Source organism: Pannonibacter sp. CBAS1226, assembly GCF_055685825.1.
In genome coordinates this window covers 249,124-272,175 of sequence record NZ_JBVOUO010000006.1, presented here as the reverse complement: position 1 = coordinate 272,175, position 23,052 = coordinate 249,124, and the positions used below count along the sequence as shown (strand labels likewise).

General features: G+C 62.7%; 27 protein-coding genes. 13 read left to right on the top strand and 14 right to left on the bottom strand.

Annotated elements, in window-relative coordinates:
• Positions 1-42: 42 nt before the first annotated feature.
• From AC0CMF_RS17910 to AC0CMF_RS17890, 5 genes are all read left to right on the top strand, one after another.
• A complete protein-coding gene (locus AC0CMF_RS17910) occupies positions 43-1,809 on the top strand; it encodes a relaxase/mobilization nuclease domain-containing protein (protein WP_122520962.1) in 1,767 nt (588 codons plus the stop codon).
• A 24-nt stretch (positions 1,810-1,833) separates the two neighbouring features.
• Entirely contained in the window at positions 1,834-3,819 is a 1,986-nt protein-coding gene (locus AC0CMF_RS17905; protein WP_122520960.1) for a conjugal transfer protein TraG, read from the top strand.
• A 4-nt stretch (positions 3,820-3,823) separates the two neighbouring features.
• Complete coding sequence (locus AC0CMF_RS17900; RefSeq protein WP_122520958.1) at positions 3,824-4,252, top strand: ribbon-helix-helix domain-containing protein; 429 nt, start codon at positions 3,824-3,826, stop codon at positions 4,250-4,252.
• A 162-nt stretch (positions 4,253-4,414) separates the two neighbouring features.
• Entirely contained in the window at positions 4,415-4,699 is a 285-nt protein-coding gene (locus tag AC0CMF_RS17895) for an EF-hand domain-containing protein (RefSeq protein WP_036749074.1), read from the top strand.
• Positions 4,692-5,267 (top strand): hypothetical protein, encoded by a 576-nt coding sequence (locus AC0CMF_RS17890; protein WP_122520956.1) that lies wholly within the window; start codon positions 4,692-4,694, stop codon positions 5,265-5,267. Before AC0CMF_RS17895 ends, AC0CMF_RS17890 begins: the two co-directional genes overlap by 8 nt.
• A gap of 152 nt (positions 5,268-5,419) precedes the next feature.
• Here the strand turns inward: AC0CMF_RS17890 and AC0CMF_RS17885 are convergent, their stop codons facing one another.
• Genes AC0CMF_RS17885 through AC0CMF_RS17860 form a run of 6 tightly spaced genes read right to left on the bottom strand, consistent with a single transcriptional unit; the run spans position 5,420 to position 9,797 of the window.
• Positions 5,420-6,643, bottom strand: coding sequence for an MFS transporter (locus tag AC0CMF_RS17885; RefSeq protein WP_247648030.1), 1,224 nt, complete (start codon positions 6,641-6,643; stop codon positions 5,420-5,422).
• Positions 6,643-7,359 carry an arsenical resistance protein ArsH gene (gene arsH / locus AC0CMF_RS17880; protein ID WP_122520954.1) on the bottom strand — a complete coding sequence of 239 codons (717 nt, stop codon included), beginning with the start codon at positions 7,357-7,359 and terminating at the stop codon, positions 6,643-6,645. Before arsH ends, AC0CMF_RS17885 begins: the two co-directional genes overlap by 1 nt.
• Positions 7,356-8,444: an ACR3 family arsenite efflux transporter gene (arsB, locus tag AC0CMF_RS17875; protein WP_012092641.1), complete on the bottom strand. Its 1,089-nt coding sequence runs from the start codon at positions 8,442-8,444 to the stop codon at positions 7,356-7,358. Before arsB ends, arsH begins: the two co-directional genes overlap by 4 nt.
• A gap of 27 nt (positions 8,445-8,471) precedes the next feature.
• Positions 8,472-8,897, bottom strand: a complete 426-nt coding sequence (gene arsC, locus AC0CMF_RS17870; RefSeq protein WP_122520952.1) for an arsenate reductase (glutaredoxin) — start codon at positions 8,895-8,897, stop codon at positions 8,472-8,474.
• Between the two features lie 8 nt (positions 8,898-8,905).
• Positions 8,906-9,445, bottom strand: coding sequence for an arsenate reductase ArsC (locus tag AC0CMF_RS17865; RefSeq protein WP_206110631.1), 540 nt, complete (start codon positions 9,443-9,445; stop codon positions 8,906-8,908).
• Complete coding sequence (locus tag AC0CMF_RS17860; protein ID WP_122520949.1) at positions 9,438-9,797, bottom strand: ArsR/SmtB family transcription factor; 360 nt, start codon at positions 9,795-9,797, stop codon at positions 9,438-9,440. Before AC0CMF_RS17860 ends, AC0CMF_RS17865 begins: the two co-directional genes overlap by 8 nt.
• Before the next feature lie 46 nt (positions 9,798-9,843).
• Here AC0CMF_RS17860 and AC0CMF_RS17855 point away from each other — a divergent pair, with 46 nt between their 5' ends.
• Complete coding sequence (locus AC0CMF_RS17855) at positions 9,844-10,164, top strand: DUF6428 family protein (RefSeq protein ID WP_206110630.1); 321 nt, start codon at positions 9,844-9,846, stop codon at positions 10,162-10,164.
• Between the two features lie 283 nt (positions 10,165-10,447).
• On the opposite strand, the gene lspA is transcribed toward AC0CMF_RS17855, so the two are convergent.
• The 6 genes from lspA to AC0CMF_RS17825 all read right to left on the bottom strand — a co-directional run bounded on the left by lspA (position 10,448) and on the right by AC0CMF_RS17825 (position 15,610).
• Positions 10,448-10,912 (bottom strand): signal peptidase II, encoded by a 465-nt coding sequence (gene lspA, locus AC0CMF_RS17850; protein ID WP_122520947.1) that lies wholly within the window; start codon positions 10,910-10,912, stop codon positions 10,448-10,450.
• Positions 10,913-10,937: 25 nt separating this feature from the next.
• Positions 10,938-11,681 carry a cytochrome c biogenesis CcdA family protein gene (locus tag AC0CMF_RS17845; protein WP_012092647.1) on the bottom strand — a complete coding sequence of 248 codons (744 nt, stop codon included), beginning with the start codon at positions 11,679-11,681 and terminating at the stop codon, positions 10,938-10,940.
• Complete coding sequence (locus AC0CMF_RS17840) at positions 11,681-12,301, bottom strand: SCO family protein (protein ID WP_122520945.1); 621 nt, start codon at positions 12,299-12,301, stop codon at positions 11,681-11,683. The genes AC0CMF_RS17845 and AC0CMF_RS17840 overlap by 1 nt, the downstream gene beginning before the upstream one ends.
• Positions 12,298-12,801 (bottom strand): copper chaperone PCu(A)C, encoded by a 504-nt coding sequence (locus tag AC0CMF_RS17835; RefSeq protein ID WP_122520943.1) that lies wholly within the window; start codon positions 12,799-12,801, stop codon positions 12,298-12,300. The genes AC0CMF_RS17840 and AC0CMF_RS17835 overlap by 4 nt, the downstream gene beginning before the upstream one ends.
• Complete coding sequence (locus AC0CMF_RS17830; protein WP_122520941.1) at positions 12,794-13,411, bottom strand: cation efflux transmembrane domain-containing protein; 618 nt, start codon at positions 13,409-13,411, stop codon at positions 12,794-12,796. Before AC0CMF_RS17830 ends, AC0CMF_RS17835 begins: the two co-directional genes overlap by 8 nt.
• Before the next feature lie 66 nt (positions 13,412-13,477).
• The gene (locus AC0CMF_RS17825; RefSeq protein ID WP_122520939.1) at positions 13,478-15,610 is read right to left on the bottom strand and encodes a heavy metal translocating P-type ATPase; all 2,133 of its coding nucleotides are present in this window, start codon (positions 15,608-15,610) and stop codon (positions 13,478-13,480) included.
• Between the two features lie 66 nt (positions 15,611-15,676).
• Between AC0CMF_RS17825 and AC0CMF_RS17820 the strand changes: the two genes are divergently transcribed.
• Entirely contained in the window at positions 15,677-16,093 is a 417-nt protein-coding gene (locus AC0CMF_RS17820) for a MerR family transcriptional regulator (protein WP_012092652.1), read from the top strand.
• A gap of 7 nt (positions 16,094-16,100) precedes the next feature.
• On the opposite strand, the gene AC0CMF_RS17815 is transcribed toward AC0CMF_RS17820, so the two are convergent.
• A complete protein-coding gene (locus tag AC0CMF_RS17815) occupies positions 16,101-17,036 on the bottom strand; it encodes a bile acid:sodium symporter family protein (RefSeq protein WP_122520937.1) in 936 nt (311 codons plus the stop codon).
• Positions 17,037-17,044: 8 nt separating this feature from the next.
• Positions 17,045-17,410, bottom strand: a complete 366-nt coding sequence (locus AC0CMF_RS17810; RefSeq protein ID WP_122520935.1) for an ArsR/SmtB family transcription factor — start codon at positions 17,408-17,410, stop codon at positions 17,045-17,047.
• A 428-nt stretch (positions 17,411-17,838) separates the two neighbouring features.
• Here AC0CMF_RS17810 and trbB point away from each other — a divergent pair, with 428 nt between their 5' ends.
• Genes trbB through trbK-alt form a run of 6 tightly spaced genes read left to right on the top strand, consistent with a single transcriptional unit; the run spans position 17,839 to position 23,048 of the window.
• The gene (gene trbB, locus AC0CMF_RS17805; protein ID WP_122520933.1) at positions 17,839-18,837 is read left to right on the top strand and encodes a P-type conjugative transfer ATPase TrbB; all 999 of its coding nucleotides are present in this window, start codon (positions 17,839-17,841) and stop codon (positions 18,835-18,837) included.
• Positions 18,834-19,163 (top strand): TrbC/VirB2 family type IV secretion system protein, encoded by a 330-nt coding sequence (locus tag AC0CMF_RS17800; RefSeq protein ID WP_122520931.1) that lies wholly within the window; start codon positions 18,834-18,836, stop codon positions 19,161-19,163. The genes trbB and AC0CMF_RS17800 overlap by 4 nt, the downstream gene beginning before the upstream one ends.
• On the top strand, positions 19,163-19,444 hold the full coding sequence (locus AC0CMF_RS17795) for a VirB3 family type IV secretion system protein (RefSeq protein WP_122520929.1): 282 nt from the start codon (positions 19,163-19,165) through the stop codon (positions 19,442-19,444). The genes AC0CMF_RS17800 and AC0CMF_RS17795 overlap by 1 nt, the downstream gene beginning before the upstream one ends.
• Positions 19,445-19,454: 10 nt before the next feature.
• Complete coding sequence (gene trbE, locus AC0CMF_RS17790; protein ID WP_353392189.1) at positions 19,455-21,965, top strand: conjugal transfer protein TrbE; 2,511 nt, start codon at positions 19,455-19,457, stop codon at positions 21,963-21,965.
• The gene (trbJ, locus tag AC0CMF_RS17785; protein WP_122520925.1) at positions 21,962-22,744 is read left to right on the top strand and encodes a P-type conjugative transfer protein TrbJ; all 783 of its coding nucleotides are present in this window, start codon (positions 21,962-21,964) and stop codon (positions 22,742-22,744) included. The genes trbE and trbJ overlap by 4 nt, the downstream gene beginning before the upstream one ends.
• Positions 22,745-22,760: 16 nt before the next feature.
• Complete coding sequence (gene trbK-alt, locus AC0CMF_RS17780; RefSeq protein ID WP_122520923.1) at positions 22,761-23,048, top strand: putative entry exclusion protein TrbK-alt; 288 nt, start codon at positions 22,761-22,763, stop codon at positions 23,046-23,048.
• The last annotated feature ends 4 nt before the right edge of the window (positions 23,049-23,052 follow it).

Genomic DNA, 23,052 nt, shown 5'->3' with positions numbered 1-23,052 from the left:
TCCTGATTTTCCATGATGATTTGCACGGTGCGGGGCAACGCCATGTCAGATGACAGCGAGTTCCGCATCCGTCCTGGGCGCATCCGATCGACCCGCGCGCAGCAGGCCCGGCCGTTCATCGCCCAGGCTCTCGCTGCCGCCCAGAAGGCCGGCGGACGCGTCTCGCGCTCCGGCAAGATCACCTCGGGCAACCGCTCGCGCTTCGGGCGCGGTCAGCGCGCCAGCATCCAGGCCAACCGGCTTCTCACCGGACGTTCGCGCATCGTCGTCATCAAGACCCGCGTGGTTCGCCATACGGTGCGCTCGGCTCCGCTCGGCGCGCACCTCGATTACCTGCGCCGCGATGGCGTGACCCGTGCCGCGAACGAAGTGAGCAATGGGCAGCAGTACGAAAAGGCGCGGATGTTCGGCCCGGAAGGCGACGACATGGACGTACGTGCCTTCGCCGAGCGCTGCCAGGATGACCGGCATCATTTCCGCTTCATTGTCTCGCCCGAGGACGCGCCGGATATGGCCGACCTGAAAGCCCACACCCGCGAGGTGATGGGGCAGATGGAGAAGGATCTCGGCACAAAGCTCGACTGGGTGGCGGTCGATCACTGGAATACCGACAATCCCCACATCCATGTCATCCTGCGCGGCCGCGCCGACGACGGCCAGGACCTCGTGATTTCCCGCGACTACATCAAGGAGGGCATGCGCGCCCGTGCGCAGGATCTTGTCACGCAGGAACTCGGGCCCCGCACCGATCTGGAGCTCCACCGCAATCTGGAGCGGCAGGTCGAGGCGGAACGCTGGACGCAGCTCGACCGGCAGCTTGTGCGCGAAGCCGGCAGGTCCGGCATCATCGACCTTGCCCCGCTCGCCGACCGCAAGCCGGACGAGTTTCATGCGCTGAAGGTGGGGCGGCTGCGCACCCTCGAAATCCGCGGGCTGGCCGGACAGGTCGGGCACGCGCAATGGTTCATCAAGCCCGAAGCCGAGACCGTGCTGCGCGAGATGGGCGAGCGCGGCGACATCATCAAGCGTATGCACCGCGCCCTGACCGAACGCGGCATCGAGCGCGGCTCGGCGAGCTATGTCCTCGCCGGCGAAAGCCTCGACGTTCCCGTCATCGGCCGCCTGGTCGAGCGCGGCCTCGACGACGAACTGAAAGGCACGGCCTATGCCGTGGTCGACGGTGTTGACGGGCGCACCCACCACATCAAGCTGCCGCATCTCGACGCCGCCGGCGACAGCCCGCCCGGTTCCATCGTTGAACTGCGATCCTGGGAGGACCCGCAGGGGCAGCGCCGCGTCGCGCTCGCCGTCCGTGCCGATCTCGATCTTGGCGCACAGGTGGGCGCCACAGGCGCGACCTGGCTCGACCGGCAGGCCGTGGCGCGCGAACCCATCTCTCTTTCGGACAGCGGTTTCGGCGCCGAGGTCCGTCAGGCCCTGGACGAGCGCGCGGAGCATCTGATTGGCGAGGGCTTTGCCGAGCGGCAAGGCGGGCGTGTCGTCTTCGCGCGCCGGCTGCTCAGCACCTTGCGCCAACGCGAACTCGACAGTCTCGGCGAGAAGCTCGCGACCGAGACCGGCATGTCCCTCGAGCGCGCCGCCAGCGGCGAATATGTTGCCGGCTCTTATCGCCAGCGTTTCGCGCTCGCCTCCGGCCGCTTCGCCATGATCGACGACGGCCTCGGCTTCCAGCTCGTGCCCTGGTCGCCCTCTCTCGAAAAGCAGATCGGCCGCCACGTCTCCGGCGTCGCCCGCGACGATGGCGGCGTCGATTGGGAATTCGGGCGCAAGCGCGGTCTCGGTCTCTAGCCTCAATCGGAAAGGAACTACGCCATGTCCGCGACCAAGATTCTCTGGGGACAGATCACAGTGGTCTTCCTCATCATTCTCGCCACCACCTGGGGCGCGACGCAGTATGTCGCCTGGAGCCTCGGCTATCAGGCGCAGCTCGGGCCGTCCTGGTTCGTGCTGTTCGGCACCCCGATCTATTATCCGCCCGCGATCTTCTGGTGGTGGTATTTCTATGAAGCCTATGCGCCGCCGATCTTCGCCAAGGGCGGGATCATCGCGGCCTCGGGCGGCTTCATCGCCATCGCGGTCGCCATCGGCATGTCCGTCTGGCGGGCGCGCGAGGCGAAGAACGTCGCCACCTATGGCTCGGCGCGATGGGCCGGGAAAGGAGAGATCAAGGCGGCGGGCCTGCTCGATCCCGATGGGGTCGTCCTCGGCCGGTATGATCGCGAGTATCTGCGGCACGATGGCCCGGAGCATGTCCTGTGCTTTGCCCCGACACGTTCGGGCAAAGGCGTCGGCCTGGTCGTGCCCTCGCTCCTCACCTGGCCGGGCTCGGCCATCGTTCACGATATCAAGGGCGAGAACTGGCAACTCACCTCCGGCTTTCGTTCACGCCACGGCCGGGTGTTGCTCTTCGACCCGACCAACCCGAACTCCTCCGCCTACAATCCGCTGCTCGAGGTGCGCCGCGGCGAGTGGGAGGTGCGGGATGTCCAGAACATCGCCGACATCCTCGTCGATCCGGAAGGCAGTCTCGACAAGCGCAACCATTGGGAAAAGACCTCCCATAGCCTCCTCGTCGGCGCCATCCTGCATGTGCTTTATGCCGAACCCGACAAGACCCTGGCAGGTGTGGCCAAATTCCTGTCCGATCCGAAGCGCCCGGTGGATTCTACGTTGCGCGCCATGATGAAGACCGCGCATCTGGGCGAAGCAGGGCCGCATCCGGTCGTGGCCAGTGCGGCGCGGGAGTTGCGCAACAAGTCCGAGAACGAGCGGAGCGGCGTCCTGTCGACGGCGATGTCGTTCCTCGGCCTGTATCGCGATCCGGTCGTGGCCGAGGTCACGCGCCGCTCGGACTGGCGCATCAGGGACATTGTGGGAGACGATCAACCGACCACGCTTTATCTCGTCGTGCCGCCCTCCGACATCAACCGCACCAAGCCGCTGATGCGATTGCTGCTCAATCAGATCGGTCGCCGCCTGACCGAGGATCTGCAGGCGAATGCCGGCCGGCACCGCCTGTTGCTGATGCTCGACGAGTTTCCGGCGCTCGGCAGGCTCGATTTCTTCGAGACAGCGCTGGCTTTCATGGCAGGGTACGGCCTGAAATCGTTCCTGATCGCGCAGTCGTTGAACCAGATCGAGAAAGCCTATGGCCCGAACAACTCGATTCTCGACAACTGCCATGTCCGGGTCAGCTTCGCCACCAACGACGAGCGCACCGCGAAACGTGTTTCCGATGCCCTCGGCACCGCCACCGAGATGAAAGCCATGAAAAACTACGCCGGGCACCGGCTGTCGCCCTGGCTCGGGCATCTCATGGTCTCGCGCTCGGAAACGGCGCGCCAGTTGCTGACGCCGGGCGAAATCATGCAGCTTCCCCCACACGAGGAGATCGTCATGGTGGCGGGTATCCCCCCGATCCGGGCGACGAAGGCGCGCTACTACGAGGATGCCCGGTTTCGGGAGCGCGTACTGTCACCGCCTGAATTGAAAGGTCCCGAAGAAACGCGGCCTGACGACTGGACCACGCTTCCGATCCCGGCGCGACCGGAAGGCGCCACGGATCACGATGACCAGAGGACCGATGGCGAAGATCCGACTGAATCCGAACGCCGGTTGCAACCTGAACTCAGCCGCGTAAAGCCCGTGGAGAAGAAAAAGCCGATCGAGAACGAGTTCGAGATCGCGCTGCCCGATGACGTCGATGAAGACGCCGCCCAGAACCGGCGCATGGTTCGGCAGGTGCAGGGCATTGCCCGACAGGTTGCCATGGACCCGAACGACGGCATGGAGTTGTAGCGCCATGGCCAATCACCGGAAGAAGAAAAAACTCACCGTCTATCTGGACCCCGATGTCGAAAAAGCCCTGACCGAGTTTGCCGCGCGGCGGGATCGGTCGCAGTCGATGATCGGCGAGGCGGCCATCGCCTCCTTCCTGTCTCCCGACGATGCCGAACGTCGAGAGGCCATAATCGCCAAGCGCCTCGATCGACTCGATCGCCGCATGGACCGACTTGAACGAGACGTCGGCATCGCCGTCGAAAGCCTGGCGGTCTTCATCCGCTTCTGGATCAACACCACACCGGCCTTGCCTGAGCCGGCGGCAAAGGCCGCAAAGGCCAAATCGGCGGAGCGATACGAGGCGTTCATCACCGCGCTTGGCCGCCGCCTCGCACAGGGACCGAAGCTCCGGCAGGAGGTTTCGGAGGATATGGACGGATCAGAGAGTTGAATTCGGCCGCCTTAGTCGTTGACACGAGTTCCCGCTCCCGGTTGGCTGAGCAGTAACAAGGATCGGCCGGAAGCAGCCTTCGCGACTGTCGCGGTCTTTGGGATTTTCGCGAAATATCCTAAGGTGATGGCTGTATATTCACTCGACTTTGGAGGAACAGCCTTGAGACTTGCCATTGCCAGCCTGTTCGCCATCGGTCTCGCCGTCCCTGCCTTCGCCCAGACGGAACCACCCGCAGATTTTGACGAAGCCGCATGGCAGGCCGAATGGGACGCGGGCGACACGGATGGCGACGGCAAGCTGAGCCGGGAAGAGGCGAAAGCCGGGAATCCGAACATGACCGATGAAGTCTTCGACCAGATCGACACCGATGGCGACGGTTTCATCAGCCCCGCGGAAGACAAGGCCGCGCTCTTCGAAGCACGCGGCAAAACCACAAATGAATAGGGTATGGGCGGGGGCTTTTGGCGCAACGGTGTTTGTCGCGGCAGCATCCGTGGCAGGCGCGGAGACGCCCGACCCCGCAAGACCGGCCGGGTTGCCTGAGAACTATGTTCCTGAAATCCCCTCGCATGAGATGGAGCCGGACACCGGCCCGCTTTCGGCCGCCCTACAGGAGCGTTTCCGCGACCGTATCGCCGGTATCTTCATCGAGCGCGAGCCCGATTTCCATGTCGTCGTCAGGCTAACGGGAGACCGGGATGCGGGCACGCTTCAGTACCAATTGGGCGAAGATCGGGTGCGTGTCGAAGTCCTGACAGGCGCATCCCATACCGTCGATCAACTGGTCGCCGCGTTGGATGACCGCCAGATGATTACGCGCGTTCTTCCCGATGGCTACGGCGGATATGTCGATGAGCGCACCGGATATGTGGTTCTTACGGTTCTCCCCGGAACAGAGCTTGCCGGTGGCAGCGAAGCATCCCTTTCGGCTGCTTTGGGCGTGCCGATCCGCATCATCGAAGGGGAACCCGCTACAATCGGTCCAGCACCACAGCAGCGGGAAGAGCGGTAATCCATTGCGGCCCGGATTCCGGGCCGCGACGTGTCGCAAAAATCAGTCGCACAATTTTGACTTTCGCACGCGACATTTGCGACAGAAATTCCCCTGAAAATTCAACGTTGGCCTGACCTGCTACAAAAATCAGGGATCTTCGTGACGGCTTCTCAAAACTTATCGTTGCTTCCCGCTTCTCCTTTGATCGGCCCCCATAACAGCGCGACGAGGGCGAGATTGGCGATGGCGAGAGCTGCCAGCGCCACAAGAGTTTGATCGGTGCCCCCGACCGAAAGCAGGATCGCACCCACGGTTGGGCCGGCAGCTTGGGCGACGAGACTGGGCCGGGCAAGCCGCCCCATGATCGGCGCATAGCGGGAAGGTCCGAACAGGGCGAGCGGGAGCGCACCCTTGGCGATCGAGAAGATGCCATTGCCGGCCCCGTAGAGGATGAGCGACAGGCCGATGATGGGAAAACCTGCCGCGAGCATCGTCACCCCTGCCGCGCTCAGGACGGAGGCGGCCGCGAGCGTCCAGAAGGGATGATGCCTCCCCCCGCTCGCCATTTCGCCAATTCGGCCGGCGACTTGGGCCGGGCCTATCAGCGCGCCGAGGGCTACAGCTTCGCCCAGCGACAGCCCGCGTTGCTGCAACAGGGTCAGCAGATGCACCGATATGATGGTGACGCCCAATCCGGCCAGCACCACGATCGCCATCATGATCAGATAGGCCCGACGTTCATGGTCGCGCAGCTTGATCGCAGGAGCTTGGTCTTTGCCACCGATCGGCCTGGGCTTGCCGTTGCTCGGAAGGACCAGCAGCACGAGCGGCAGGCAGATCGCGAGATGAATGCCGGCATAGGCCATGCAGGCCCCGCGCCATCCAAGATGCTCCAGAAACAAGGCCGAGAGCGGCCAGCAGACCGTGCTTGCGAAGCCGCCCCACAAGGTCAGTGTAGTGATGGCGGATCGCGCGGAACGGCCATAATAGCCCCCGAGCGTGGCAAATGCCGCATCATAAAGGCCGGCCCCCATGCCGATACCGAGCACGATCCATCCGGCGACGAATACCCATAGGGACGGCGCAGCCGCAAGGACGACGAGACCCGCCGCCAGCAGCAGGCAAGCCAGAGCTAGGATGGGACGCCCGCCGTGCTGGCCAATGGCGTCACCCACGCGCGGGGAAACGACGCCGGCCGCGAGCAGGCCAATGGAGAGAGCGCCGACGATCCATGAAAGCGGCCAACCCGTATCGGCCGCGATCGGGGCGGCGAGAACGGCGAGCAGGTAATAGGAGCTGCCCCATGCAAATATCTGTACGATGCCGAGCGCGGAGATGACGGGCCACCTTCTTGGCCCAGATGACATACCTGTATGCGCCGGCAGGTTCGTCATCACCGGACGCGCTTGAGCGCCATGCGCTCGTCCAGCTTATCGGCCGTTTCCTTGCGTTCGCTGTAGCGATCGGTGAGGTAGGGAGCGACGTCGCGGGTCAGAAGCGTGAACTTCACCAGTTCCTCCATCACATCGACCACCCGGTCGTAATAGGATGAAGGCTTCATTCGACCCGCTTCGTCGAACTCCTGATATGCCTTGGCGACCGAGGACTGGTTGGGGATGGTGATCATCCGCATCCAGCGGCCGAGGACGCGAAGTTGGTTGACGGCGTTGAAACTCTGCGAGCCGCCGGAGACCTGCATTACCGCCAATGTTCGGCCTTGCGTTGGGCGAACTGCGCCGATCGCGAGCGGTATCCAGTCGATTTGCGCTTTGAGGATTCCGCTCATGGCACCGTGGCGTTCTGGGCTGGTCCAGACCTGCCCTTCTGACCATTGCGACAGTTTCCGAAGCTCCTGCACCTTCGGATGATCAACGGGCGCACCATCAGGCAGCGGCAGGCCGTGCGGATCGAACACACGGGTTTCCGCGCCGAAGTGGTTGAGGAGCCGTTCGGCTTCGAGCGTGAGCAGCTTGCTATAGGAGCGTTCACGCAACGAGCCGTAGAGCAGGAGAATGCGCGGCGGATGAGCAGAGGGCGTCGTTCGTAGGCGTTCAGCCGATGGGCTGTCGAGCACCGCGCGGACCACATTAGGAAGGTCGGAAACCGTCATGGCTTGGCCTCGGCCGGAACGGCAACGGGCGTCCCCTTCTCGGGAAACCACTTCGCGCCGAGCCTGAGCGCGACATGGACAAGCAGGATCAGTGCGGGCACTTCCACGAGCGGGCCGATGACGGCGGCGAAGGCCACCGGCGATGCGAGACCGAATGCCGCGATGGCGACCGCGATGGCCAACTCGAAATTATTGCCGGCAGCGGTGAAGGCGATGGCCGTGGTGCGCGGATAATCCGCCTCGATCAGCCGGCCCATCGCGAAGCTGATGAGGAACTGGATGACGAAATAAAGCGCCAGGGGAATGGCTATGCGCAGGACATCGAGAGGCAGCGACACCACGTCCGCGCCCTTGAGGCTGAACATGGCGACAATGGTGAACAGCAGCGCGGCTAGCGTTATCGGGCTGATGCGCGGCAGAAATTCGTGCTCATACCAGCCCGCGCCTTTGCGAGCGATGAGGATGCGGCGCGTCAGGAACCCGGCGAGGAAGGGAATGCCGAGATAGATCAGCACCGCTTCGGTAATGGTCCAGAAGCTCACGTCTATGACGCTGCCCTCAAGGCCGAAGAGGGGCGGCAAGACGGAAAGGAAAAACCACGCATAGGTGGAGAAGAACAGAATCTGGAATATCGAGTTGAAGGCAACCAGACCGGCGACATATTGATTGTCGCCGCGCGCGAGTTGGTTCCAGACCAGCACCATAGCGATGCAGCGGGCGAGTCCGATCAGGATCAGTCCTGTCATGTATTCCGGGTGGTCGCGCAGGAAGATCACCGCCAGGGCGAACATCAATGTCGGGCCGATGATCCAGTTTTGCACCAGCGAGAGGATCAGCACCCGCTTGTCGGAAAAGACCCGGTGCAGTTCTTCGTAGCGGACCTTGGCGAGCGGCGGATACATCATCAGGATCAGGCCGATGGCGATCGGTATGTTGGTCGTGCCGACCGACATGGCGTTAAGAGCTTCCGGCAAGCCGGTGAATATCGTGCCAAGCACGACGCCGAGCGCCATCGCGGCGAAAATCCACACCGTCAGATAGCGGTCGAGGAAACCAAGGCGGGAAGCTGGCTTGAGGGAAGCCATCGGTATTCTCCAATCACAGGCTGAAAGTCAGGCGGAAGCGACGTGCCGTCCATGTTCGTCAATGATCCGCTCGCCGTCCTCTTTCACGAACTCGCCCCGTTGTGGGGGCAGCAGATCAAGAACGGCTTCGGACGGTCGGCAGAGCTTGACCCCTTTGGGGGTGACGACGAGGGGGCGATTGATGAGGATCGGGTGCGCCATCATGGCGTCGAGCAATGCGTCATCGCTCAATTCTGGATCGCCAAGGCCGAGGTCGGCATAGGGCGTTCCTTTCTCCCGCAAGATTGAGCGGACCGTCAGGCTGGCGCGCTCGATGAGTTGCACGAGCAGCGCCCGTGAGGGCGGGGTTTTCAGATATTCGATGATATGCGGTTCGACGCCGGAATTGCGGATCAGGCCGAGCGTATTGCGCGAGGTGCCGCAATCGGGATTGTGGTAGATAATGACATCCATGGATTGCCTCACGCCGCGCCAGAGCGGGGCCAGGTTGCCCCTTCGGATTGACCGATTTCGTTGAGCTTCACCTTGAGCGACGATTTATCGAGGCTGGCGACGGGCAAGGCCACGAAGACTGAAATCCGATTTTTCATGTAGCGAAACGCCGTGACAAAAGCGGCCATGCGCTGAATCTCGGTGCCCTCGACGGCGGCAGGGTCTTCGATACCCCAATGCGCGGTCATCGGCTGGCCCGGCCAGACCGGGCAGGCTTCGCCGGCCGCGTTGTCGCAAACGGTGAACACGAAATCCATTACCGGCCCGGAGAATTCTTCCCATCCTTTCGATCGGAAGCCTTCAGCCGGGTAGTCGTAGCTTTCGAGTACCTTCAGGGCGAGCGGGTTTACTTCGCCTTTGGGCTGGCTTCCAGCCGAGTAGGCCCGGAAGCGACCCGCACCATCCTTGTTCAAGATGCTTTCGGCGAGGATCGAGCGGGCGGAATTTCCGGTGCAAAGAAACAGCACGTTGAAGATTCTATCGGAGTGATTGGTCATAGGCTCAGGCATGGGTGACGCCTTTCGTCGGTTCGCAGCAGGACAGCGCGGCGACTGCCGGGTTGCACACGTCCGGGTGGCCTTGGCAGCAATCGCGCATGAGAAATTCGAGCAGGCCGGACAGCGCCGGATAGGAGGCGCTGTAGATGATCGAGCGCCCGTCGCGCCGCGACTCGATGAGGTCGGCTTGTTCAAGGTGGCTCAGGTGGAAGGACATGCGCGACGACGATGCGCCGTCCATCGCTTCCCCGATCGCGCCGGCCGGCATCCCTTCCGGCCCGGCCGTGACCAGCAAGCGCACGATGCGCAGGCGGGTTTCCTGCGAGAGCGCCGCGAACGCGGAGAGGGCTTGCTTTTCGTTCATGTATGCCTCAACATCTCAAGAGTAATTGAATCATGGATACACGGACATGAACGCTCACGCCAGCCCCTCAATTACAGAATTTCCTGATGATGCCTCGCTCGGGGCGATCCTCGATATATTGGAGGGCCATGCCGACAAGGCTCTTGTGCTCGCCTATGGCGACGGGCAGCAGGTGCAGGCCGGCTATCACATCACGGAGGTCAAGGCCGGTTCCTTCGTCACGCTCGATTGCGGCGGCAATCCCGATGCGTGGCGGGAGACGGTCTTGCAGGTCGAGGATATTCCCCCCGACCGAAGGCAGCATGCCGATGACCGTCGCCAAGTTCCGGTCAATCTTGGGAAAGGTCGGCAGCAGGGTCCAGCTTGACACGGACGTGCGGTTGACATGGGAGGTGAGCCGGCCCGGTAAGCCGATGCAGGTCTATGACGGGGCCGGAATCGAGATCGAGAAAGACCGGACGATTGTGCGTCTCAGCCCACGTTCCGCAATCTGCAAGCCGAGGCATCGCGCGCAGCAGACGAGAGCGTCTGCCTGCTGCGGCTGAGCCCGCCCGAGCCATTGCCATGTCGCACTACTTCTAAAGCCCGCTACGTTGCAGGTTCCGGGAATTTTGCGGCGATAGTTTCGGATAGCTGGCGAGGGCTTCTGTTCATGCAGCCTTTGTTTTGCCTCGTGCCAGAACGCTCTCCACCAGCAAAAGCCCGACCCCACAAACAATCGCCACGTCGGCAAGGTTGAAGGCGGGCCAATGATAGCTGCCAATGTAAAAATCCAGGAAATCCGTCACGGCACCCTGCCGGAGCCGGTCGAGCAGATTGCCGAGCGCCCCCCCAATCACGAGCCCGAGGGCGGATGCCGTCAGGCGGCTGTCGCTTCGATGGATCCAGATAAGGAGGCCGGCGACTATTGCGAGCGTGAACGCCATCAGGAGCCAAGCCGGCGCTTGGCCGAACAATCCGAAGCTCACGCCGGTATTGAAGCCGAGCACGAGATTAAAGAAGCCGGTGACGGGGATGACCTGAGGCGGGTTCATAACATGGTTCAGGACCCACCACTTCGTCGCCTGATCAAAGAAAAATCCGCCAAGGGCGAGGGGGAGGCCGAGTCTGAGCATGTCCAAATGTCCTTTAAACTCCGGCTTAGCCGATCCGACCGAGGGCCGGGAACGTCTGGAGCAGCCATATCGCAAAGCTGGTTAGATGGCCGGTGATCATGGCGATGCCCATCACCACCATCACCCCACCAGCGACGATTTTGAGCACCCGGCCAGTACGGCGCATCGACATCATCCGGGCCATGAACCCGCGCATGAACAAAGCGGCCAAGATGAAAGGGAGGCCAAGGCCGAGCGAGTAGACGGCGAGTAGCGTCGTTCCGCTTGCGACCGTGGCGTTGGCGGCGGACAGGGTCAGAATCGCGCCCAGCACTGGTCCGATGCAGGGAGTCCAGCCGAACGCGAAAGCGAGACCGAGGAGATAAGCCGCCCCGGCGCTTCCGCTGCCCGGATTGGCATGGAACCGCGCTTCACGATTGAGCCAGGGCATTGGTACGAGACCTGTCGTGAACAGACCGAAGAGGACGACGATCACGCCTCCGATCAGGTTCGCTTCGAAAAGATACATGCGCAGGAGCCGGCTCAACACGGTTGCGCTGGCCCCAAGGAGGACGAACACGGTCGTAAAGCCGAGCACGAAGCAGAGGCTGAGGCCGAGAGTTCGGCTTGCCGCCTTGAATTCGGCATCGGCCGCAGTGCCATCCGGGCTAATCGTGCGGCCTGCGACGTAGGAGATATAGCCCGGCACCAGCGGCAGAACGCAGGGCGACAGGAAGGATACGACGCCTGCGGCGAAAGCCGTCGCTATTCCGATACTGGAGAACTCCATCAGCCAATCTCGCCCGCCAGGCGGCGGAGCTTCTGCAATCGAATCTCACGCGGCTCGTGCATGTCGAGCGTGCCGACGAATTGGCTCTCGGCATCCATCAGGTAAACGCCGGCGGTATGATCCATTGTGTATTCGCCCCCTTCCAGAGGCACTTTTCGCGCATAGGCCGCAAAGGCCTTCACCACAGCGTCCGTTTCCTGTCGATTGCCCCGCAGTGCGAGGATGCGATTATCAAAGGCTGTCATGTACTGAGCAAGCAATTCTTGTGTGTCCCGTTCGGGATCGACGGTGAAGAACAGGACGTTGAACTGGTCGGCCACCGGCCCGAGCTCGTTCATGAGATCGCTCAATTCATAGAGCGTCGTCGGGCACACATCGGGACAATGGGTGAAGCCGAAGAAGGCGAGATAAGGCTTTCCGGCCAGCGCAGCATTGTCGATCGTCTCGCCTCGATGGGATGTGAGTTGGAACGGGCCGCCGATGGCTGCCGTGCCTGTCGAGGACGCGACCGTCACGGTTTGCTGTTGCCAAGGCTTGGATACGGACAGGCCGATGAAAAGCCCGCCAACAACGGCGACGGAGACCCATGCAACGAGTCGGAAAAGTTTGACGCCGCTCATTGGGCGGGCTCCCCGTGCCCGTCATGCTCGTTCGCAGATGCCGGACGAGCACCCATGTTCTGCACAGCGAACTCAACGTCGATGGCACCGGCCTGCTCGAACACAAGAGTCGCGCCAAACCGCTCCCCATCCTTCAAAGGGCGCGATGGCTTCAAGAACATGATGTGCATACCGCCAGGTTGAAGCTCGACGGTCTCGCCAGCTCCAATTTCGATGCCAATTTGCACTGGTCTCATGCTGGCAACCCCGTCGCTCACGGTCGACTCGTGGATCTCCACCCGGTCTGACAGGGGTGATGAGATCGAGATCAGGCGGTCGGCAATGTCGCCATCGTTCGTCAGCGTGAGATAGCCGCCGGCTACCGGCGTGACCGGCGGAGTCGCGCGTGACCACGGGTGATTGATGGTGATCGAACCAGCTTGGAAGTCGTGACCCACAGCAGGAGAGATCGACACTGCAAAGGCAAGGAAGGCGGCGGATAGGGCTCGCAAACTAGTCATGTTCCTTTTCTCCTTTTCCAGCTTCGCCGGCCTTCTCAAGGATTTCGAAGCCGCTTCTGACAACGACTACAACCACACCCAAGCCAATGATCAGATCCGGATAAGGCGAATTGAAAAGAATTACTGCAAGACCAGAAACAGCGATCGCCGAGTTCACCAGCATGTCGTTTGTCGTAAAAATCCATGAGGCTTGCAGATGCACGCCGCTTTCCCGATGAGATTTCAGGAACCACATACAGACCATATTCGTCAGGGCGCTCGCGATCGCCACGGCGATCATGACCGGCCCGATCGGATCGGAGCCAGTGAAGAAGCGTCGGCCGACCTCAAACAGAAGCAAACCGGCGAATAATATCAGCAGCATACCCGACAGCCGCGCAACGCGAACCTTCGCCACCAGTCCGCGCCCTACGACAAAAAGGCTGATGGCGTAGACACCTGCATCGCCAAGATTATCGAGCGCAGAGCCCATCAATCCTGTTGACTGAGCCCACCACCCTAATCCTCCCACAATGGCTGCTTGGGCAGTATTGATCGCAAGTACCCATGCGAGCGCCCATTGTTCGCTCTTCTCGGATGAATTGGCACTGCCCTGGGACTGATTACTCATAAATTACACCTCGGCTTTCTTGGCGAGAAGTGGAAGCCGCGACCTGCATGTGCGCACTGTTCAAGCTCATTTGTCGCGGGTGCCGCGCCAGGTCAGCAGGCGCAGCGCATTGGCCGTAACGAGGACCGTAGCGCCCGTATCGGCGAGGATCGCCATCCAGAGTGTGGTAATGCCGAATAAAGTGGTCACGAGGAAGACAGCCTTCAGACCAAGCGCTATTGCGATATTCAGCCAGATATTGCCGAGCGTCGCCTGCGACAATCCGATGAGATCAGCGATACCTGTCACCCGGTTTCTTAGCAGCGCGGCATCGGCGGTCTCCAGAGCAACGTCGGTGCCCGCACCCATGGCAACGCCAACGGAGGCAGCAGCGAGCGCCGGAGCGTCGTTGATACCGTCTCCCACCATGGCAATCGGTCCATCAGCCCTGAGGCGGCCGATCTCGGCGAGCTTGGCGTCGGGCAGAAGTTCGGCGCTCGCCTCAAGGCCAAGATGAGCCGCGATGGCGTCGGCCGTGCGCTTGTTGTCGCCCGTCAGCATCAGAGGGCGCACGCCGCGATCTGTCAGCCGCTTCACACCTTCGATAGCGTCGTCGCGCGGCTCGTCGCGCAATGCGATCAATCCCTCGATGGTCTTGTCCTTCATAAGCACGACGACCGTCTTGCCCTGGCTCTCCAGCTCGGTGATCGTCTCAACGATGCCCTCTTCGAGGCCCGTTTGTTCGGCGGCGTGACGGGGAGACCCGACCGAAGCGAAGCCGTCCTTCAACCGCGCTGTGACCGCTTTGCCAGGTGTGGCAACGCCGCCCCCGAAGGTGGCGGGCAGTTCGAGCCCCCGCACCTTTGCCGCCTCCACGATTGCAATCCCGAGAGGATGGCTGGTGCTGCGCTCGACGGCCGCTGCGGTGGCAAGGACGGAGTTCTCATCACCGTTGATCGGCACAATGTCCGTCACTTGGGGATGGCCACGCGTCAGCGTTCCCGTCTTGTCGAAGGCAACGGTTACGACCTTGCCAAGTGTTTCCAGCGCCGCGCCGCCCTTGATCAACAGTCCCTGACGCGCACCGGCGGCAAGACCCGAGGCAATAGCCGCCGGTGTGGAAATCACGAGCGCGCAGGGACAAGCAATCAGCAACGTCGCGAGACCCCGATACACCCATGTCATCCAGTCACCGCCGAAGGCGAGCGGCGGCACGACAACAATCAGAGCCGCGACGACCATCGCGCCCGGCGTATACCAGCGGCTGAAACGGTCGATCATACGCGCCGTTGGGGCTTTTGATTCCTGGGCTTCCTCGACCATGTGGATAATGCGGGCGATGGTGTTGTCGGCCGCGACATGGCTGATCGCTACGCGCAGCTCTCCATTGGCGTTGATGCTGCCGGCATAGACGTTTGCGCTGGCTTCTTTCAGCACGGGCACGGATTCGCCTGTCACGGGCGCCTCATCGACCTCAGATACACCGTCAATCACCGTGCCGTCAGACGGCACACGGTCCCCTGGCCGAACGACCACGACATCGCCGATGGCCAGATCTTCGGCGTCGATCTTCTCAACGGCACCATCACGTTCGCGGAATGCGACGCGGGGCACCAGATCGATCAGCGCCTCGATGCCAGCACGCGCACGGCCCGCCGCGACCGTTTCAAGCAATTCGCCCACTGCGAACAGGAAGATCACGACAGCAGCTTCTTCGGCCTCGCCAATGGCGACCGCGCCGAGTGCCGCGACCGTCATCAACGTCTCGATGGTGAAGGGTGAGCCTGACATCGCGCCGGCGACCGCCCGCCTCGCAAACGGGATGACGCTGATCAATGCAGCGCCTGAGTATAGCCATTGCTCCGATTCGGGCAGGACACGCGCGAGGGCGAAGGCAAGGATGAACAACGCGCCGGTAAGGAGCACAAGCCGACCCTTGTTGCCTTTCCACCATGCCTCTGTGATGCGTTTCCGAGGTGGGCTCGCCTTTGCCTCGGTCTGCTCGATCACTGGTGTGTAGCCGAGCGATCGGATCTTTTGCTCAATGGTGCCGAGGGCCGTACGGTCTTCATCGAGTTGCAATGCAAGCGTCTCGTTGGCGTAGCTGACATTGATGTCGCTAACGCCCGGCAAGCGTTGCATCGCCGTTTCAATTTTCAACGCGCAAGAGGCGCAGTCCATGCCTTCTACGCGCAGTCTGTAAGGGTTCGCTGCCGCCATGATGTCACCTCGACTTTCCCGATGTGACATTGTAGATAGACCCTGTAGTCACTATAGGGTCAAGAGATGAACGACAGAATTCTGATGATCGGCCAATTGGCTAGACGAACGGGGACCAAGGTCGAGACGATCCGGTTCTACGAGAAGAACGGTCTCCTGCCCGCACCCTCGCGTACCGATGGCAACTACCGTGCATATGAGCCGGGCCACCTCAACCGCCTCAGCTTCATCAGGCGTGCGCGCGAGCTTGGTTTCTCGCTCGATCAGATCAGGGAGTTTCTCAAGCTGGCCGACGATCGTTCGCAGTCCTGCGCGGCGATTGATGCGATCGCAAAGGAGCACCGGAAGGAAGTCGAGCGAAAAATCGAAGACCTAACTGCGCTCAAGTCGGAACTGGACAGGATGATAGACCAGTGTGGATGCGGGCTGGTCGCAGATTGTAGGATAATAGAGAGCCTGTCTCCGCTGCCAGCCAGAACCTAATGACTGCTCACCGCAGCGCCGGGCCTCTCGATGCCAAAATCTTTGCGGCGATCGGTGACGTAATCATCTGGATCACAGCGAAGAAGGCGGCAGGCACGGCGATTTCCGAGGGCAACCCGGACGCCGCTACGAACGCCGCCGCAATGGAGAACTCCTTTTTGCTCACCGTGAACAGGTAGGCGATCAGCTCTTGCCGGTCGGCCACAAAGACTTTTGCGATGGACCCGACCGCATAGCCGATCAGGTTCAGCGTGAGCGCGGCCAGCGCGATTAGGAGGGCGAACCAGCCATAGCCGAGGATTGTTTCGGCGTTTGGACCCACGACCGCCAGAAGCAGGAGCAGGTAGAGCACCGAACCAAGAGAGGGATAGAGGCCATCGTGTCGGCCGACCGCTTCCGGGTATCGCGTGCGTAGGTAGACCCCGATCACGGTCGGCAGCACCACGATCAGCACTAATTCCATGATGACCGCCCCGATGGGAACTTGCAGCTCGATTCCGGTGAGAAGCAGGAACAGGATCGGCACGATGAAGGGCGAAAGCACTGTGTTGACCGCATTGAGGACCGCCGCGAGGGCGACATTGCCGCGTGCGAGCAGGACCAGCAACGGAGCGGAAACGTCAGTCGGCAGAGTGCCGACAAGGGTTTGACCGGCGGCCAGCGGCCCAGAGCCGAAGAACAGCCGCCCGGTGAGCCATCCGGCGAGCGACATGGGACCATAGACGAGGCCAAGCGCCCAAAGCTGCCGGCTCGGCTTCCGGAAAACCAGCTTTACGGCATGAGCGTCAAAGGTCAGGCTGATGACTAGCATCAGCAGGGCCAAAAGCGGGCTTATGCCGCTTTCAAGGATGATTCCGACCGAAGGCACCAGCAGGCCGAGCGCGGCCGTCGCGACGGTCAGCAGCAGAAGGTTGTTTTCAACGAAAGCGAGGATTTTTTGCACGGCCAGTTCTAGTCGCAGCAGATCGGCCCGGTTGGGCGACCCTCGCATTTTGCGAATAGGGCAATCGCTTGATCGCAATATTTGCAGTGGCCCTCGCAGCAGTCGTGCATGAGAAAGGCGACGAGATCGGAGAGCGCCGGCCAGTTGGCGCTGTAGATGATCGACTTGCCATCTCGCCGCCCCTGCACGAGTCCGGCACGCTCCAGTTCCTTGAGATGGAAGGAGACGCGCGACGGCGGCGCATTATCGAGCGCGCCGGCGATGGCACCAGCGGCCATGCCGTCAGCGCCGGCGACGACCAACATGCGGATTATCCGCAAGCGGTCCTCGTGAGAGAGCGCGGCGAAGCCCGCGAGCGCGTCGTTTTCGTCCATATCATTTCAACGTTTCATGTTTTGTTGAAATTATTGCTTATAGATGGAGCGCGCACGCGTCAATCTCGCGCAATTCCTGAAACCCGCAATAGATCGGCTGCACCCGGAAAGTCGCGGCTTTTCGTTTCACAAGTCTTTATCGCAAGTGCTAAGCCACTTGCGACATGATTTCCGAGAGCGGACCACCTGGGGCGAACGCCGGCTCGGTCCCGGCGAGGCGGCCTGACGCCACGAGCCAGTCGAATCAGTCGAGAGCATGCCGGTGTGCCTGCGGATCATCCGACTGCTCAGACACACCGCCGTTCTCCTGTAATTTTATCCCACACTACTACGACGACCGAAACTTGTTGAAACGACCTGTTTTGTGTCTCTTTTAGTGATCCCCATCCGGGGATCGTCTCTCGCCTCCCCGGTGGAACGGGGACGAGATGGCAGGCATCAACCACAAACAGGCAAATGTGGACCGCGGCGCGCGCATGCTCCGGACAGCGCTCGGACCTGCCATCTCAACCTTGCTGCAAGACCCGTCTGTCGTCGAGGTCATGCTGAACCCCGACGGACGCATCTGGGTGGACCGGCTGTCCGAAGGGCTGGCCGATACAGGCGAGATACTGTCCGCCGCTGACGGCGAGCGCATCGTGCGGCTGGTCGCCCACCATGTCGGCGTCGAAGTCCATGCGCGCAGCCCGCGCGTCTCGGCCGAACTGCCCGAAACCGGCGAGCGCTTCGAGGGGTTGCTGCCGCCGGTCGTGTCCGCGCCCGCCTTCGCCATCCGCAAGCCCGCGGTCGCCGTATTCACCCTTGATGACTATGTGGCCGCCGGCATCATGTCCGCCGATCAGGCGGAAACGCTCCGCGCGGCCGTTTCTTCCCGCGCCAACATCCTCGTTGCAGGCGGCACCAGCACCGGCAAGACCACGCTGACCAATGCGCTGCTCGCCGAGGTAGCGAAGACACAGGATCGTGTCGTCATCATCGAGGACACCCGCGAACTGCAATGCGCCGCGCCTAATCTGGTGGCGATGCGGACCAAGGATGGCATCGCCACTCTGTCGGAACTGGTGCGGTCTTCGCTGCGCCTGCGTCCGGATCGTATCCCCATCGGCGAGGTGCGCGGCGCCGAGGCGCTCGATCTCCTCAAAGCCTGGGGCACCGGGCATCCCGGCGGCATCGGCACCATCCATGCCGGTTCCGGCATCGGCGCGCTGCGCCGCCTCGAACAGCTCATCCAGGAAGCCGTCGTCACCGTCCCCCGCGCGATGATCGCGGAGACCATCAACCTCGTGGCCGTCCTCGCAGGTCGCGGGGCTGCGCGCCGCCTGGCCGAGCTTGCCCGCGTCGAAGGGATCGGGCCGGACGGCGACTACCGGATTTCCCCCGCTTTCTCAGAACCAGACACCGCTCACAACACTGGAGAACCTGCATGATCCGTCGTGCCTTCCGTATCCGCCACCATATCGCAACCGCATCGGCCTTCGCCTGGGTGAGCCTCACGACGTCCCCGGCCTGGGCCTCCGGCTCTTCCATGCCATGGGAGGCCCCGCTCGAGTCCATTCTGCAATCCGTCGAGGGCCCAGTGGCGAAGATCGTCGCGGTGATCATCATCATCGTCACCGGATTGACGCTGGCCTTTGGCGATACCGGCGGCGGATTTCGCCGTCTGATCCAGATCGTCTTCGGCATTTCCATCGCCTTCGCCGCCAGCTCCTTCTTCCTCAGTTTCTTCTCCTTCGGCGGCGGGGCGCTGGTCTGATGGCGGTGAGTTTTGAGGCGCTCGACACGGTGCGGGGCTTTTCCGTTCCGGTCCATCGCGCCCTGACCGAGCCGATCCTGCTCGGCGGGGCGCCGCGCTCCGTCGCGATCCTGAACGGTACGCTGGCCGGGGCCGTCGGCCTCGGTCTTCAGCTCTGGCTCGCCGGCATCCTGATCTGGGCGGTAGGCCATATCGCCGCCGTCTGGGCAGCCAAGCGCGATCCGCTCTTCGTCGAGGTCGCGCGCCGCCATCTGCGTATCCCCGGCCATCTCTCGGTGTGAGGCACGAGCCATGATGAACCTTGCAGAGTACCGCCGCACCGCATCCCGCCTCGCGGACTATCTACCTTGGGTCGCGCTGGTCGGGGAGGGGGTTGTCCTCAACAAGGACGGTTCGTTCCAGAGGACCGCCAAGTTTCGCGGTCCCGATCTCGACAGCGCCGTCGCGGCCGAGCTGGTCGCTGTGGCCGGACGGCTGAACAACGCCTTCCGCCGTCTCGGCTCGGGCTGGGCGATCTTTGTCGAGGCGCAGCGGTCGGAAGCCGCGACCTATCCCGCCAGCCAGTTCCCCGATCCGGCCTCCGCGCTGGTCGATGCCGAGCGGAAGGCCGATTTCGAGGAGGAAGGCAGCCACTTCGTCTCGGGCTACTTCCTGACCTTCCTGTGGCTCCCGCCCGCCGAGGATGCCGCCCGCTCCGAGTCCTGGCTCTACGAGGGCCGCGAAACCTCGGGCGTCAATCCCTGGGAACTGGTGCGCGGCTTTATCGACCGCACCGATCGCGTGTTGGCGCTGCTCGACGGCTTCATGCCGGAATGCCGCTGGCTCGATGACGCCGGGACGCTGACCTACCTGCACTCCACCATCTCGACCAATCGGCATCGTGTCTGCGTGCCGGAAACTCCGGTCTATCTCGATGCGCTGCTGGCCGATCAGCCGCTGACCGGCGGCCTGGAGCCGCGCCTGGGCAATCAACATCTCCGGGTGCTGACGATCACAGGCTTCCCGAGCACGACCACCCCCGGCCTGCTCGACGAGATGAACCGGCTGGCCTTTCCCTATCGCTGGTCCACCCGCGCCATCCTCATGGACAAGACCGACGCGACGCGGCTGCTGACGAAGATCAGGCGGCAATGGTTCGCGAAGCGCAAGAGCATTGCGGCGATCATCAAGGAGGTGATGACCAACGAGCAATCCGCGCTCGTGGACACCGATGCCGCGAACAAGGCGGCTGACGCGGACATGGCGTTGCAGGAACTCGGCGCCGACATGGCCGGCATGGCCTATGTCACGGCGACCGTCACGGTCTGGGACGAGGACGCCCGCGGCGCCGACGAAAAGCTGCGGCTGGTCGAGAAGATCATCCAGTCCCGCGACTTCAGTGTCATGGTCGAGACGGTCAATGCCGTCGACGCCTGGCTCGGCAGCTTGCCCGGACATGCCTATGCGAATGTTCGTCAGCCTCCGGTCTCGACGCTCAACCTTGCCCACATGGTTCCCTCAAGCGCCGTGTGGGCGGGGCCGGAACGGGACGATCACTTCAGCTCGCCCCCGCTGCTGTATGGCAGGACCGAAGGATCGACGCCGTTCCGGCTCTCCCTTCATGTCGGCGACGTGGGCCATACCCTCGTCGTCGGCCCGACCGGCGCGGGCAAGTCGGTGTTGCTGGCGCTGATGGCCTTGCAGTTCCGCCGCTATGCGGGATCGCAGGTTTTTGCCTTCGATTTTGGTGGCAGCATCCGCGCCTCCGCTCTGGCCATGGGCGGCGACTGGCACGATCTCGGCGGTGAACTGACCGATGCGACCGAGACCTCGGTTTCGCTGCAACCGCTGGCCCGCATCCACGAGACGGCCGAGCGGGCCTGGGCCGCCGACTGGATCGTCGCTATCCTGATGCGCGAGAACATCCAGATCACGCCCGAGGTGAAGGAACATCTCTGGACGGCGCTGACCTCGCTGGCTTCCGCCCCGGTCGGCGAACGCACCATCACCGGCCTTGCCGTGCTGCTTCAGTCCAATGACCTCAAGCAGGCGCTGCGCTCCTATTGTGTCGGCGGCCCCTATGGACGCCTTCTCGATGCCGAGGCCGAGCATCTCGGCTCAGCCGACGTGCAGGCGTTCGAGATCGAGGGCCTGGTCGGCACTGGCGCGGCGCCCGCTGTCCTGTCCTACCTGTTTCATCGCATCGGCGACCGGCTTGATGGCCGTCCGACGCTGCTCATCATCGACGAAGGCTGGCTCGCGCTGGACGACAAGGGGTTCGCGGATCAGTTGCGGGAATGGCTCAAGACCCTGCGCAAAAAAAACGCCTCCGTCATCTTCGCCACGCAGTCGCTGTCCGACATCGACAATTCCGCCATCGCCCCGGCCATCATCGAAAGCTGCCCGACGCGGCTCTTGCTGCCGAACGAGCGCGCCGTCGAGCCGCAGATCACGGAGATCTATCGCCGGTTCGGCTTGAACGACAGGCAGATTGAAATCTTGGCCCGGGCCACGCCCAAGCGGGATTACTACTGCCAGTCGCGGCGCGGCAATCGCCTGTTCGAGCTGGGCCTGTCCGAAGTCGGCCTCGCGCTCTGCGCCGCGTCCGCCAAATCCGATCAGGCACTCATTGCCGAAATCCTCACCGAGCATGGCCGTGACGGGTTCCTCGCCGCCTGGCTGCGGGCGCGCGATGTCGAATGGGCGGCCGATCTCATCCCCGACCTCAGCAATCTCGCGACCGAAAGCGAGGATCTGCCGTCCGTCATTTTCGATGACGACGCGTTCGAGTTCACCCTGGAAGAAGAGGAAATTACCCCATGACGCGCACAAAGACCCAGATTTCCCGCATGGCCAGCGCTTCGGCGCTCGCCCTTTCGCTCGCCGCGCCGCTGGCGCTCGCGCCGGTCTTCATCACCCCGGCCAATGCCTTCTTTGGCGGATTCGGCAGGATCGTCTATGATCCGACCAACCACGCGGAGAACCTGCTGACCGCCGCCCGTACGCTGGAGCAGATCAACAACCAGATCACCTCGCTTCAGAACGAGGCGCAGATGCTGATCAATCAGGCCCGCAATCTCGCGAGCCTGCCTCACAGCTCGCTTCAGGCGCTTCAGCAGAACGTCCAGCGGACCCAGCAGCTTCTCGGGCAGGCCCAGAACATTGCGTTCGACGTTCAGAACATCGACCAGATGTTCCAGCAGGACTATGGCAACCTGTCCCTCACAGCCACCGATCAGCAGCTCATAGCGAATGCTCGGTCCCGCTGGGAAAACACGGTCGGCGGCTTGCAGGACGCCATGCGGGTGCAGGCCGGCGTCGTCGGCAATATCGACAGCAACCGCGCCGAAATGTCTGCACTTGTCGGCCAGAGCCAGGGCGCGACCGGTGCGCTTCAGGCAACCCAGGCTGGCAACCAGCTTCTCGCCCTCCAGTCGCAGCAGCTTTCCGACCTGATCGCGGTGATCTCGGCCAATGGCCGGGCGGACGCCTTGACCGAGGCCGAACGCGCCACCGCAGCCGAACAGGGACGCATCCAGCGCGAGCGCTTCCTGACCCCGGGGTCCGGCTACCAGCCCGGCAACGCGCGAATGTTCAACTGAGCCGGGAGGGGAAGTCATGGACGGGAAGGTGCTGGCACGGATCGCGGCCATCGTATTTGTCGCCGTGGCCATCACGGCGACCATCATCGAGATGACCCGCGAGGACGTCTCCGTCCCGGCGCCTTCCGCTCCCTCGCTCCAGCCTCCGGTCGATCCCTTGCGCGAGGGGCAGCGCCGCTGCCAGCAGATGGGCGAAGCTGCGGCCAACAACACCGATTGCCTCGCGATCTGGGCCGAGACCCGCAACCGCTTCCTCGGCCGCACACCTGCGCCAGCGACACCCGAACAGAACGGGAGGCCGTGAGCAC